Raw genomic sequence first — 13,071 nt, 5'->3', positions numbered from 1 at the left:
CCGGTGTTTCCCGACCGCATCCCGGCTGTTTCCCCCAGGGAACGGTGACCTCAGCGGACGGGGGAGGACGATGTGAGCGCCCGCCCGCCCGTCGCCCCGCCCACCACCCCATCGGCCGGCCCGGCCCGGGGCGGCCGGGCCGGCCGGGTCGCCCCCAACCGCAGTTCGCGGCGACCGGGCCGCGCCGCCCCCTGCCTCACCCCGCCGGATCCGCGCCCTGCGCCCCCCGCCCCGCCTGGCTCCGCGCCGCGGCGGTGAGCTGCCGGACCAGCGGTGCGGTGGCCTGTCCGGGGCGGGTGACCAGGAAGGCCGTGACGCGGGGACCGGCCAGGAGGCGCTGCGCGGTGCGCGGGAGCACGGGCGGGTCGCCGAGCGGGTAGAACACCGTCCAGGACGGCGCCTCCGTCCCGATGGCGTGCAGGGTGCCCTGGAACGTGGTGAAGGACGGGCCCGGCACCGGCGTGAAGCCCTCCTCGCGGCAGGCCGAGGTGATCAGGTCGTGGAACGGCGGGTTCTTCCCCCGCGGGGCCAGGCGCAGCGGGAGGTCCGCGAGCTGCCCGAGGCGGAGGGTGCCGTGCTCGGCGAGGGGATGGCCGGCGGGCACCGCGGCGATCAGGCGCTCCGTCCACAGGGGGGTGCACACGAGCCCCGGCGCGCCGTCCAGGGCCCGCACCACCGCGGCGTCGAGCGCGCCGGAGCGCACCCCGGCCAGCCGCTCGTCCGGCGAACCGGGGTGGAGCCGCACCCGGACCTCGGGCGCCGCCCGGGTGAACGCGTCGAGCAGCAGATGCGTGCGGGTGTCGAAGGCCCTCGTGGTGCCCAGGCGCAGCGAGTGCCCGCGCTCCGCGGCCAGCCCCGCGGCGACCGCGCGGGTGTGCTCCACGGCGGCCAGCACCGCGCGCGCCTCGGTGAGCAGCCGCTCCCCGGCGGGGGTCAGCCGCACATGCCGTGTGGAGCGGTCGAACAGCCTGACCCCCAGCGAGCGCTCCAGCCGGTGGATCTGCTGGCTGACGGCTGCCTGCACGATGTGCAGGCTGCGCGCGGCGCTGCCGAAGCCCCCGGTCTCCGCGACGGCGACGAAGTACCGCAGTTGCCGGATCTCCATCCGCCCCACCCCCTCATCACGATCCCTGATCACTGTGAGAGTGAAGTGCTTCTTGGACGCGGCCTGTTCCCGCGGTGTGCTGGTCCCGCGACCCGGTACGGCGCGTACCGGCACACCGAGCACGGGAGTCACGATGCCCAACCACCGGCCCATCGTCGTCCAGGCCGCGGACGCCGAGGTCCTCGGCGGCGCCGGGGCGATGCGCCTGCTGGCGGACAGCGACGCCAGCGACGGCGCGATGAGCGTCTCCGGCGGAACGATCCCCGCCGGGGCCGCCGCCGCCAAGCCGCACCTGCACAGGCGTTCCTGGGAGACCTTCTACATCATCGACGGGGCCCTGGAGATGCTGCTGGACGACGAGATGGTGACGGTCGGCGCCGGCGGCCTGATCTCGGTGCCGCCCGGCGTCGTGCACGCCTTCGCGGCGACCGCGGAAGGGCCGGTGGAGGCGCTGGTGTTCATCACGCCGGGTGTCCGGCGCTTCGACTACTTCCGGGTGCTGCCCAAGGTGCTGAGCGGCGAGCTCTCCCCGCAGCAACTGGACGCGATGCACGAGACGTACGACGTGCACTTCCGCGAGAGCCCGCGCTGGGAGCGGGCCAGGGCGGGGCGGTAGCCGCGGCGGCGGGGCGGGGCCGGGACGGAGCCCGGCCCCGCGCCCGTCACGCCGAGGGCGCCTCCGTCTCCTCGCTCGCGTCCTCCGCGGGAGCCGCCGCCGCTGCCGCCGCTGCGGCTGCCGCCGGCGGCTCCTCCTCCGCCTCCCCGTCCTTCACGCTCACCGACAGCTCGTTGTCCACCGTGAAGTACGGCTTGATCCGCATCGGGGCGTCCCGGTCCTGCTCCACCAGCGCCGCCGGGAACACATCGGTCTTCTTGCGGTCCGCGCCGTCCCCGAAGATGCGCCCCAGCCGCACCGGGTCCGCGCCGGGCGCGGGCAGCAGCCACAGGTCCCACACGTCGTGCTCGGCCGCGCGGCGGGTGGCCAGCGAGGTGTGCGGGACCCGGAACGAGAACCGGTCCGCGGACGCCGCCGCGCGGGCGGCCACCTCGAACACCTCGTCGCCGCCGCGCCGCCGCACCTCCACCAGGCTCCCGGCGGCGGGCAGGGCGACGCCGTGCGCGGTCGCGGTGACGTCGAAGCCCTCGCCGTCCACCGTCACCGAGGCCACCTCCGCGTGCGCCGCCCGCCGCCAGGCCCGCACCGCGAGGAAGCCGTCCGTGGTGGTGTAGGGGATCCAGTGCCGCACCCCGCCGACGGCGTCCGGCACCACGTCGAGCAGCCGGCGCTGCTCCACCAGCTCCGCGCCGATCCTGCGGCGCCTGCCCTCGGCCGGGTGCTCGACATAGGTGTCCCAGCGGCCCTCGGCCAGGTCGTGGACGGAGTGGTCGAGGACCGCCTCCACCCGGGTGCCGCGCAGCTCGGTGCGCGGCGGCAGCGGGACGCGGACCTCCACCGGGGGCTCGGCGCCGCGCAGCCGCAGCAGCAGGTTCAGGTCACCGCCGGGCAGGTCGGCCGCCGCCACCCGGACGCTGACGTCGCCCTTGCCGTCGGCGGAGCAGTGCGCCATCGGGCGCGGCAGCGACTGCCCGTCCTTCTGCCGGGACGGGCGGGCCGGGGCGACCGGCGGGGCCGGGCGGCGCAGCGCGGTGACGGCGGAGCGCGCGGTGGCGCGGGCCCGCTGCTTGAGGGAGGGCGCGGGCTCGGGGCCGCCGCGCAGCCGGGTGAGGTAGCGGGCGGCGAGCAGGTCGCGGATCAGCGCCTCGTAGCGGCGGGCGATCGCCGACGGGCGGAAGGCGCGGGCCTTGAGCCGGGCGGCCTGGCCCATGCGGTGCCGCCGCGCCGGGTCCTCGATCAGCTCCAGCAGGGCGTTCGCGTAGGCGTCCACGACCTGCTCCTCGCGGACGCCGTCCAGCGGCACCAGCAGCCCGTCCACGCCGTCGTCGATTATCTCGGCCGGGCCGAACGGGCAGTCGGTGGCGACGACCGGCAGCCCGCAGTGCATGGCCTCCACGATCGTCATGCCGAACGACTCGGCGTTGGAGGTCACCGCGGCGATGGCGCCCTTGGCCCACTCGGTGTCGATGGGGGAGCGGGCGCCCATGAGGAAGACGTTGTTGTAGACGCCGAGCTCGTCGACGAGCTGCCGCAGCGCGGCCCGCTGCGCGCCGCGCCCGTAGATGCGCAGCGTCCAGTCCGGGTGGCGCTCGCTCACCTTGGCGAACGCGCGGACCAGCCGGTCGTACCGCTTGACCGCCACCAGGCGGCCGGCCGCGACCACCAGCTTGGTCTCCAGGTCGGACGGCTCCACCTCGGGCGCCGGCACCCCGTTGGGGATGCACAGCACCTTCCCGGCGACCGCGGGCAGGGCCCGGCGGTAGACCTCGGCGTCGCCCTCGGAGACGGTGACGAACGCGTCCAGTTGGGCCAGCGCCGCGTTCTGGCCGGTGCGGGTGCGCTCCTCGTGCGAGTCGTGGGTCAGGTGCTCCTGGCCGATGCGCAGATAGCGGTCGCTGCCGAACCGGGCCAGGTAGCCGTTGAGGATGGGGCGGGTGCCGATGACCACGTCCGCCTTGGTGGTCCTCAGGTACTTCGCGATCCGCTCGTCGTGCAGCCCGGTGTAGGCCAGCCGGCCGCCCGCCACCCCGCTGTCGTGGAACAGCTCGGTCGGCTTGCGGGTCAGCTCGTGGCCGCCCTCGTAGGTCTTCGCGTCCTCCCGCATGTCGATCAGGGATCTGACCTTCACCCGGGGGTCGATCGGCAGCGCGGGGGAGTTCGCCACCCGGTGCACGCTCACGATCTCCACGTCGTGCCGCGCGGCGAGCGCGCGGGAGAGGTTCACGGTGGAGCGGATGGTGCCGCCGATCCCGTACACGTTGTGGATCAGGAAGGCAATCTTCATGTAGGGCCCCTCCAGGGCAGGCGCGGGCAGCGCGCGAGGTGGGGCCCGGCAACGCGACTGCTCGGCGCACAACGCGGTGGCATGAGCGTGCGGGTCCCGTCCCCCGGCAGGAGACCGCACGGTGCGCGCTCGCGTCCGGCCCGTCGGGTACGGACTGGATCGCGGACCGACGGGAATCCTACCGCCGATTCCGCCGCCGCCGGCCACCTGCCGGTTCCGAGCGGTTCACATACCGCTCACCTCCGTCCGGCACCATCCCGTACCCCGTCACCCGGCCGCCGAACAGCGCAGCGGGCCGCGTTCCTCCGCCCGGCCGTCACCGACCACCACCTCGACCGGCTCCGTGAGCGGCAGCTCCAGCTCCCGGGCCCGGGCCAGGGTGCACACCAGTTGGCCGACCGCCGCCTCGCTCAGCTTCCCGGCCAGCGGGGTGAGCACCTGCACCCGGTTGCCCGTGGCGGACACGCGCGGGAACCACCCGTCCGCGAGCAGCTCCGGGGGGAGCTCGGTGGTCAGCCCCGTGTCGAACTCGTCCCCGCCCGGCCCCTCCAGCAGCATCCTGAGCACCGCCTCGGGGCCGGGCGGGCTCCCCGAGCCGCGGTGGGCCGGCACCAGCTCGCCGTTCAGGACGAAGTACACCCACACGGGCGCCTGGATCCCCGTGGCGGGCTCGCCCGCGTCCACCACCCCGGTGGGGGGGATCTCGCACCCGGCGAGCACGGCGGCGCCCAGCGCCGCGAGCACCGCGCCGACCCGCCTCACCCGTCCCCGTCCGCCGCCGCTCATCCGTCCCCGCCCCTCCCGTGCTCCTCCTCGTCCTCCCCCGTGGCGCCCTCCGGCCGGCGGGGCAGCACCACCGTGAACACCGCCCCGCCGCCGGGCCGGTTGGCCACGGTGACGGTGCCGCCGTGCAGCCGCACGTTCTCCTCGGTGATCGCCAGCCCCAGACCGCTGCCCTCGGTGCGCACCCGGGCGGTGTCCGCCTTGTAGAACCGCTCGAACACGTGCGGCAGCACCTCGGGCGGGACCCCGGGACCGCTGTCGCACACCTCCAGCGACCAGCGCTCCCCGTCCAGCGGCCGCAGTAGCACCCGCACCGGCGGCGCCCCGTGCCGCAGCGCGTTGCCGACCAGGTTGGCCACGACCACGTCGAGCCGCCGCGGGTCCAGGCGCGCGCGCAGCCCCGGCGGCAGGTCGGCCGCCACCCGGCCGGTCCAGCCCCTGGCCTGGAGGCTGCGGCCGACCGACTCGGCGACGTCCACCTCGTCCAGGTGCAGCGCGGCGGCGCCCGCGTCGAACCGGGAGATCTCCATCAGGTCGTCCACCAGGCGGGTCAGCTTCCCGGTCTCCTCGCTGATCAGCCGCACCGCCGTCGCCGTGTCCCGGTCCAGGCCCGCCGCCTCCTCGTCCAGCACGTCGGTGACCGCCGACATCGCCGCGAGCGGGGTGCGCAGCTCGTGGGAGACGTCGGCGGCGAAGCGGCGGGCCCGCGCCTCCATCCGGCGCAGCTCGGCCATGGAGCGCTCCAGGGCCGCGGCGGTGTCGTTGAACGAGCGGGACAGCTCGGCCAGCTCGTCCGAGCCGTTCACCTTCAGCCGGGTGTGCAGCTCGCCCTCCGCCATCCGGCGCACCGCCCGCCGCAGCTCGCGCACCGGCCGCAGCACGCCGCGGGCCGCGAGCAGCGCCAGCAGCACGGCGAGCAGCAGCGCCGGGATCGTGGCCCGCTGCACCGCCCGCACCAGCGCGTCCGCGTACGCCGCCTCGTTGGTCTGCGGCACCACCAGGTACACCTCCAGGCCCGACGCCCGGGGCGGGGCCTCGCCGTCCGGGTCGGCGTAGGTGACGGGCAGGCCCACCACCAGCGAGGACCGGCCGTCCCGCACCACCCGCTGGAAGAACGTGGCGTTCCGCTCGCCCACCGCCCGGCGCATCCCGGGCGTCAGGCTGGGGAAGTCCCGGCTGCCGGTGGACCCGGCGCGCAGTCGCCCGTAGACGGCCAGCACCCGCCAGTTCTGGGACCGCCCGGCGCGGGCCACGTCGGCGGCGAAGCGGTCCAGGTCGGGCTGGGTCGGCGGGAAGGACTGCTGGGGCGCGAGCGTGTTGACGTGGTCCCGGAACTGGCGCACCACCGTGTCCTGGCTCTGCTGGAGCACCCCCGTCCTGGCCTCCCGGAACGTCAGCGCCCCGGTGGTCAGGGCGCTGACCGCGGCGACCGCGGTGAATGCCACCACCAGGCGGGTGCGCAGGCCCCGCAGCCGCACGGGCGCCCTCATGCGGAGCTGAACCGGTACCCGAACCCGCGCACGGTCTGCACGTACCGCGGCTGCCCCGGCGGCTCGCCCATCTTCGTCCGCAGCCGCTTCACGCACGCGTCCACCAGCCGGGAGTCCCCGTGGTAGCTGTGCTCCCACACCGACTCCAGCAACTGCTGACGGCTGAACACCTGCCCCGGCGAGGCCGACAGCACCAGCAGCAGCCGCAGCTCCGAAGGCGCCAGCGCCACGGCCACCCCCCGGTGGCTGACGGTCAGCCCCGCCCGGTCGATGGTCAGGTCCCCGTGGACCTCCACCCCCGGCGCCCTGCCGTCCGCCGCGCTCACCCCCACCCGGCGCAGCACCGCCCGGATCCGCGCCTCCAGCACCCGCGCCCGCACCGGCTTGACCACGTAGTCGTCCGCCCCCGCCTCGAGCCCGACGATCACGTCCACGTCGTCCCCGCGCGCGGTCGCCATGACGATGGGCACCTGGTCGGCGGACCTGATCCGGCGGCACACCTCGAGCCCCGACATCCCCGGCAGCATCAGATCGAGCACCACGACATCCGGCCGGAACGACCGCATCCGCGCCAGCCCGTCCTCCCCACTCCCCACAGCGGCCACCTCATGCCCCCGCCGCCGCAGAGCGAGCCCCACCCCCTCCCGCACGGCCCGGTCGTCCTCGATCAGCAACACACGTGGCATGCCCCTCAGTATCGGGACGCGGTTTCCGAATGGGGGTTCGAAGGCCACGGGGCCGGTGATTGTGACAAAACGATCACATTGACCGGGGAGAGGTTTGACCGGCGCCGGACAGGTGCGGGCCCGGCGCCGCGGCCGGGTCGGGCGCCGGGTCGGACCCGGGTCAGGCGTCGGGGATGTCCGGCTTCGCGGAGCGGAGGGTACGCCCGGGGATGACCACCAGCCGCTCGTCGGCGGCGATGGCGACGCCTTCGGGGAGCCGCGCCCGGTAGGCGTCGGTCAGGTCGCGGCCGATCACGGCGACGTCCCCGTTGTCGAGCTCCCAGATGTCGGGGCACTCGTCACGCCCCGCGGAGGTGCCGAGCTCGCCGGGCGGGGCGCCCAGCCGGCGCACGAACGAGGCGGCGGGATCGGCGTCCCAGGAACGGCGCATCACGGACCTCCGGAACGGTGAGGGCGCACTGTTCGGGCGAGTGTCCGGGCGAGGATAGAGGAGTCCCGTCCCGCGGCGGCAGCCGCACGGGCGGTATCCGGCCGGTCCGGGCCGGCCGGAAAGCGGCGTGCGGCGAGGGACGGGAGAGGCCGGGGAAGCAGGGGCGCCCACGGCCCCTTCGGCCGTGGCGCCCCCTCCCGCGTGCGGTGCGGCCACGGGCGCCCCCCGTCACCGCACCCCGGTCACCCCTCCTCGCGTACCGCGCCCTCGTCGTTGCCGCGGCGGAGGGTGCGCAGGGGGTGGCCCGGGTGCCAGACGCGCAGGACGATCTCGTCGCCCTCGACGGAGGTGCGGACGACCTCCGTGACGTCCGTGCGGAACAGGTGGAACGGGTCGGTGTGGCCGATCTGCTCCGCGTAGCGGGCGAGGGTCTCCGGGTCCTCCACGGGTAGGGCGAGGCCGCTGACGCGGGCGTCGCCGCCGTCCATGTCGGTGCCGGGGCCGGGGTTGGCGTGCAGGCTGAAGCGGGGGTCGCGCAGCAGGTCCCGCGCCTTGCGGGAGTTCGGCATCATGCCGAGCCACAGTTCGCCCGACCGGAAGTCGGCCTCCAGGCCGGTCAGCCGGGGTGATCCGTCCTTGCGCAGCGTCCCGAGCACATGGTGCCGGAACCTGCCGAAGCGCTCCTCGACGGCCTTGGCGAACGCGGGCTCGGCCGCCTGGACATCGGCCCAACTCGTTGTCATGGGCGACATGCTTCCCTCGATACCCGACACCTGCTGTCGTGTTTCGGCGGGTGTCCCCCGTACGGCGCGCGTCAGCGGGCGCGGGTGCCGCCCGCCCGGGGTTTCCTCGCCCGCCGTTCCGCCCGGTGATCATCCGTGGACGGACGTGCCGGGCCGCGTCCTCCTCAGGGCTCCGCGCGCTCCACCCTGACCGCGCACACCTTGAACTCCGGCATCCGGGAGGTCGGGTCGAGGGCCGGGTTGGTCAGGGTGTTCGCGCGGCCCTCGCCCGGCCAGTGGAACGGCATGAACACCGTGTCGGGCCGGATCGCCGCCGTCACCTGCGCCGGGGCGGTGGCCGTGCCCCGGCGGCTGGTGACCCGCAGCGGGTCGCCGTCGCGCGCCCCGAGCCGGTCCGCGAGCTGCGGGTGGAGCTGCACGAAGGGCCGGGGCGCCGCGTCGTTGAGCTCCTTCACCCGGCGGGTCTGGGCGCCCGACTGGTACTGGGCCAGCACCCGGCCCGTCGTCAGGTACAGCGGGTACTCCTCGTCCGGCTCCTCCGCCGCCGGGCGGTGCTCCACGGGGATGAAGCGGGCCCGGCCGTCGGGGGTGGCGAAGCGGTCCAGGAACATGCGGGGGGTGCCGGGGTGCGGGTCGCCCTCGGGCACGTCGGGGCAGGGCCAGAAGACGCCGTCCTCGGCCGCGATCCGGTCGTAGGAGATGCCCGAGTAGTCGGCGGGGCCGCCCGCGGAGGCGCGGCGCAGCTCCGCGAAGACCTCCTCCGCGTCGGTGGAGAAGCCCTTCTCCCAGCCCAGGCGGGACGCCAGGTCGTGCAGCACCCGGAGGTCCGTGCGCACCCCGGGCGGAGGCGGCACCGCGGCGCGGCGCAGCAGGACCCGGCCCTCCAGGTTGGTGAGCGTGCCCGTCTCCTCCGCCCACTGCGCCGCGGGCAGCACCACGTCCGCCAGTTGCGCCGACTCGGACAGGACCACGTCGGAGACGGCGAGGAAGTCCAGCGCCGCCAGGCGCTCGGTGACGTGCGCCGCGCGGGGCGCGGAGACCACCGGGTTGGAGCCGATCAGGAACAGCGCCCGCACCTCGCGGCCCAGGGAGTCCAGCAGCTCGTACGCGCTGCGGCCGGGCCCGGGCAGCGACTCCGGCGCCACCCCCCACACCGCGGCCACGTGCTCCCGCGCCGCCGGGTCGTCGAGCTTGCGGTAGCCGGGCAACTGGTCCGCCTTCTGCCCGTGCTCGCGGCCGCCCTGCCCGTTGCCCTGCCCGGTCAGGCAGCCGTAGCCGGACAGCGGGCGGCCCGCGCGGCCGGTGGCCAGGCACAGGTTGATCCAGGCGCTGACCGTGTCGGTGCCCTTGGACTGCTGCTCGGGGCCGCGGGCGGTGAGCACCATGGCGTTCTCCGCCTCGCAGAACATGCGCACCACGGCACGCAGGTCCGGCACGGGCACACCGGTGATCCGCTCCACCAGCTCGGGCCAGTGCGCCATCGCCGCCGCCCGCGCCTCGGGCCAGCCCGTGGTGCGCGCCGCCACGAACTCCTCGTCGACGCGGCCCTCGGCGACCACCAGGTGCAGCAGGCCGAGCGCCAGCGCCAGGTCGGTGCCGGGCCTGGGCGCCAGGTGCAGGTCGGCCTGCTCGGCGGTGCGGGTGCGGCGCGGGTCCACGACGATCAGCTTCCCGCCGTTGTCCCGCAGCTCGGTGAAGTACCGCAGCGCCGGGGGCATGGTCTCGGCCAGGTTGCTGCCGACCAGGATGACACAGCCGGTCCGCGCCACGTCGGCCAGCGGGAACGGCAGGCCCCGGTCCACGCCGAACGCCTTGGTGTGCGCGGCGGCGGCCGAGGACATGCAGAACCGGCCGTTGTAGTCGATGGCGGACGTGCCGAGCACGACGCGGGCGAACTTGCCGAGCAGATACGCCTTCTCGTTGGTCAGCCCCCCGCCGCCGAAGATCCCCACCGCGTCCCTGCCGTGGTCCCGCGCCGTGGCGGCGAAGCCCTCGGCGACCCGGTCCAGGGCCTCCTCCCAGGTGGCCTCGCGCAGCGGCGCACCGGCGCGGTCCCGCACCAGCGGCGTGGTGAGCCGGGCCGCGGCGGACAGCACGGCCGGGGCGGTGCGGCCCTTGCCGCACAACGCGCCCCGGTTCACCGGGAACGCCGTCCGCTCGACGACCTCCACCGCGCCGTCCGCGCCGGGCCGCAGCCCCATCCCGCACTGGAGGGCGCAGTAGGGGCAGTGGGTCTCCGTCACGGGGGGTACGGTGGCGGCGGCTTCGGTCACGGTCATGCCCCCAGGGTGCTACGGCCATGTTTCGCCGGCCGCGTCCCGCCGTTACACGGCGCTTGCCTTCACCTCCCCGGCCCCCGCGCGGGGCTGTGAAGCGGCGGAAACTTCCCGTGACCCGCAGGCAACGGCGGCGCAACAGCCGATGCCAAGACTTGGTGCATGACGGCGCCCGCGTCCTCGCCCCTCCTCGATCCGCACCACCTGCCCCTCGACAGTTCGGCTCAGCTCATGTCCCAGATCAACGTCCAGCTCACCGGCCGGCTGGCCCGGCTCGCCCGCCCGGCCGCGCGCCGGCCCGCCCTGGTGGCCGTGGCCCACGGCAGCCGGGTGCCCGAGGCGGCGGCCACCGCGCGGGCCCTGCTGGACCGCGTCCGCGCGCTGCGGCCCTCGCTGCCCGTCCACCTCGGGCACATCGAGCTGTCCGCGCCGCTCGTCGACGACACCCTCGCCTCCCTCGACGGCGCGGTCGTGCTCGTCCCCCTCCTGCTCAGCCGCGGCTACCACGTCAGGACCGACCTCCCCGGGGCGCTGGCCCGCGCCCCGCACCTGACCGGCACCGTCGCCGCCCCCCTGGGCCCGCACCCGCTGCTCGCGCGGGCCCTGCACGACCGGCTCACCGAGGCGGGCTGGCGCCGCACCCGCCGCGGCGCGGTCGTCCTGGCCGCGGCGGGCTCCCTCGACCCGCACGCCGCCGTCGACGCCGGGCGCACCGCCGCCCTGCTGCGCGCCCGCCTCGGCGTGCCCGTGCTGCCCGCCTACGCCTCGGCCGCCCGCCCCACCGTGGACGAGGCTGTGGCGGACCTGGCCGCGCGCGGGCACCGTGACATTGCCGTCGCCTCCTACTTCACCGCCCCGGGGCGCTTCCCGGCCCAGTGCGCCGCGAAGTCCCCCACCGTGGCCGCCGCTCCCCTCGGCGCCCACGACGCCCTGGCCGAACTGGTGCTCCAACGCTACGACGAGGCACTGACAGCGGCCGGTACCGGCGCGGTACCGGCGGCGTCCGCGCTGGCGGCGGCGGGCTGAGGAAACCGGGCCTGGGCCGGTTACCGTTCCGGCATGGGAGCAACCGAGCGGACGGGCCGTGACCGGCAGGGCGAGGAGGAGGCCACCTCCGCCGGGTACGACGGCGCGGCGCGCGAGCGCTGGGCGTTCGAGCCGGACAAGCGCGCGGGCCGCACCGCGTTCCAGCGCGACCGGGCGCGGGTGCTGCACTCGGCGGCGCTGCGCCGCCTGGCCGGGAAGACGCAGGTGATGGCGCCGTGGGAGAGCGACTTCCCGCGCACCCGCCTCACCCATTCGCTGGAGTGCGCCCAGGTCGGCCGCGAGCTCGGGGCCGCGTTCGGCTGCGACCCGGACCTGGTGGAGGCCGCCTGCCTGGCGCACGACCTCGGCCATCCGCCGTTCGGCCACAACGGCGAGCGGGTCCTGGACGAGGTGGCGTCGGCCTGCGGCGGCTTCGAGGGCAACGCGCAGTCGCTGCGGCTGCTCACCCGCATCGAGCCGAAACGTTTCGTCCGGGACGGTGACGAGCTGCGCAGCGTCGGCCTCAACCTCACCCGCGCCACCCTGGACGCCGCCACCAAGTACCCCTGGCCCCGCGGCGGCCACCCGCGGGACCCCGCCTCGCCCAAGTTCGGCGTCTACGAGGACGACCGTCCGGTCTTCGACTGGCTGCGCCGGGGCGCCCCCGAGGGGCGGCGCTGCTTCGAGGCGCAGGTCATGGACTGGGCCGACGACGTCGCCTACTCGGTGCACGACCTGGAGGACTGCCTGCACGCGGGCCACCTGGACCCGGCGATGCTGCTCGCCGAGCCCGAGCGGCGCGAACTGCTGGCCCTCGCCGCCCGCCGCTACGCCCCGGACGCCGACCCCGAGGAGCTGTCGCAGGCCCTGGACCGGCTGCACGACCAGGAGTGGTGGCCGCACTCCTACGACGGCTCCGCGGTCGCCGAGGCCCGGCTGAAGGACGCCACCAGCCAGCTCATCGGCCGGTTCTGCCTCGCCGCGGAGCGGGCCACCCGCGCCGCCCACGGCCCGGGGCGGCTCACCCGCTACCGCGCGGGCCTGGTGGTCCCGCGCTCCGCCCGCGCCGAGTGCGCGGTCCTCAAGGCGGTGGCCGACCGCTATGTGATGCAGCGCGCCGACCAGGCCAGACGGCGCACACAGCAGCGGGTGGTGCTCACCGAGCTGAGCGAGGCCCTGGTCCGCCGCGCCCCGGACGGCCTGGCCCCGCCGTTCCGCGCCCTGTTCCGGCAGGCCGGGGACGACCGGGCCCGCCTGCGGGTCGTCGTGGACCAGATCGCCTCGCTCACCGACGCCTCGGCTTCGGCCCTGCACCGGCGGCTGACCGGCGGCCCCGCCGCGGTGTGAGCCGGCCCGCGCGCGGCGGGACGCGGCGGGGCGGCGATCGGCCGGTTCCCGCCGCGGCCCGCGCGCGGCTTTGATCACCGAGGACGCCGGAGGGGACAATGGGCCGGCCGGTGCCGGGCTCTTCACGGCGGCGGTCCGTTGCGGCACGCTCAAGGGCGACTCGAGAAAACCTCGCGCGCCCCCCCCGTCCCGCGGCAGCGGCCCGCCCCGGAGGTGAACGGCACGGGAACGGACCCCGGACCAGGGCGGAACCGGGCGGAACGAGAGCCGCCGAGGCCAGGGCCG

General features: G+C 76.0%; 11 protein-coding genes. 3 read left to right on the top strand and 8 right to left on the bottom strand.

Annotated elements, in window-relative coordinates; translation table 11 throughout:
• Positions 1–196: 196 nt before the first annotated feature.
• The gene (locus ACYVO2_RS25165; RefSeq protein WP_461010255.1) at positions 197–1,138 is read right to left on the bottom strand and encodes a LysR family transcriptional regulator; all 942 of its coding nucleotides are present in this window, start codon (positions 1,136–1,138) and stop codon (positions 197–199) included.
• A gap of 100 nt (positions 1,139–1,238) precedes the next feature.
• Between ACYVO2_RS25165 and ACYVO2_RS25160 the strand changes: the two genes are divergently transcribed.
• Positions 1,239–1,721, top strand: coding sequence for a cupin domain-containing protein (locus tag ACYVO2_RS25160; protein ID WP_461010254.1), 483 nt, complete (start codon positions 1,239–1,241; stop codon positions 1,719–1,721).
• 46 nt (positions 1,722–1,767) lie between these two features.
• Here ACYVO2_RS25160 and ACYVO2_RS25155 read toward each other — a convergent pair whose 3' ends face one another.
• The 7 genes from ACYVO2_RS25155 to ACYVO2_RS25125 form a co-directional block, all read right to left on the bottom strand.
• A complete protein-coding gene (locus tag ACYVO2_RS25155) occupies positions 1,768–4,005 on the bottom strand; it encodes a glycosyltransferase family 4 protein (protein WP_461010253.1) in 2,238 nt (745 codons plus the stop codon).
• Between the two features lie 267 nt (positions 4,006–4,272).
• Positions 4,273–4,791: a GerMN domain-containing protein gene (locus ACYVO2_RS25150; protein WP_461010252.1), complete on the bottom strand. Its 519-nt coding sequence runs from the start codon at positions 4,789–4,791 to the stop codon at positions 4,273–4,275.
• Entirely contained in the window at positions 4,788–6,278 is a 1,491-nt protein-coding gene (locus ACYVO2_RS25145; RefSeq protein WP_461010251.1) for a sensor histidine kinase, read from the bottom strand. Before ACYVO2_RS25145 ends, ACYVO2_RS25150 begins: the two co-directional genes overlap by 4 nt.
• Positions 6,275–6,964 (bottom strand): response regulator, encoded by a 690-nt coding sequence (locus tag ACYVO2_RS25140; protein ID WP_461010250.1) that lies wholly within the window; start codon positions 6,962–6,964, stop codon positions 6,275–6,277. The genes ACYVO2_RS25145 and ACYVO2_RS25140 overlap by 4 nt, the downstream gene beginning before the upstream one ends.
• A 160-nt stretch (positions 6,965–7,124) precedes the next feature.
• The gene (locus tag ACYVO2_RS25135; RefSeq protein WP_461010249.1) at positions 7,125–7,394 is read right to left on the bottom strand and encodes a hypothetical protein; all 270 of its coding nucleotides are present in this window, start codon (positions 7,392–7,394) and stop codon (positions 7,125–7,127) included.
• Between the two features lie 242 nt (positions 7,395–7,636).
• The gene (locus ACYVO2_RS25130; protein WP_461010248.1) at positions 7,637–8,137 is read right to left on the bottom strand and encodes a pyridoxamine 5'-phosphate oxidase family protein; all 501 of its coding nucleotides are present in this window, start codon (positions 8,135–8,137) and stop codon (positions 7,637–7,639) included.
• Between the two features lie 164 nt (positions 8,138–8,301).
• A complete protein-coding gene (locus tag ACYVO2_RS25125; protein WP_461010247.1) occupies positions 8,302–10,416 on the bottom strand; it encodes a molybdopterin oxidoreductase family protein in 2,115 nt (704 codons plus the stop codon).
• Between the two features lie 159 nt (positions 10,417–10,575).
• On the opposite strand from ACYVO2_RS25125, the gene ACYVO2_RS25120 reads away from it, so the two are divergent.
• Both ACYVO2_RS25120 and ACYVO2_RS25115 read left to right on the top strand, forming a co-directional pair.
• Entirely contained in the window at positions 10,576–11,439 is an 864-nt protein-coding gene (locus tag ACYVO2_RS25120) for a sirohydrochlorin chelatase (RefSeq protein ID WP_461010246.1), read from the top strand.
• Between the two features lie 33 nt (positions 11,440–11,472).
• On the top strand, positions 11,473–12,786 hold the full coding sequence (locus ACYVO2_RS25115) for a deoxyguanosinetriphosphate triphosphohydrolase (protein WP_461010245.1): 1,314 nt from the start codon (positions 11,473–11,475) through the stop codon (positions 12,784–12,786).
• Positions 12,787–13,071 lie beyond the last annotated feature (285 nt).

It is taken from the genome of Streptomyces capparidis (assembly GCF_054782095.1).
The sequence above is the reverse complement of the archived record's forward strand: the minus strand, read 5'-3'. Positions and strand labels throughout refer to the sequence as shown.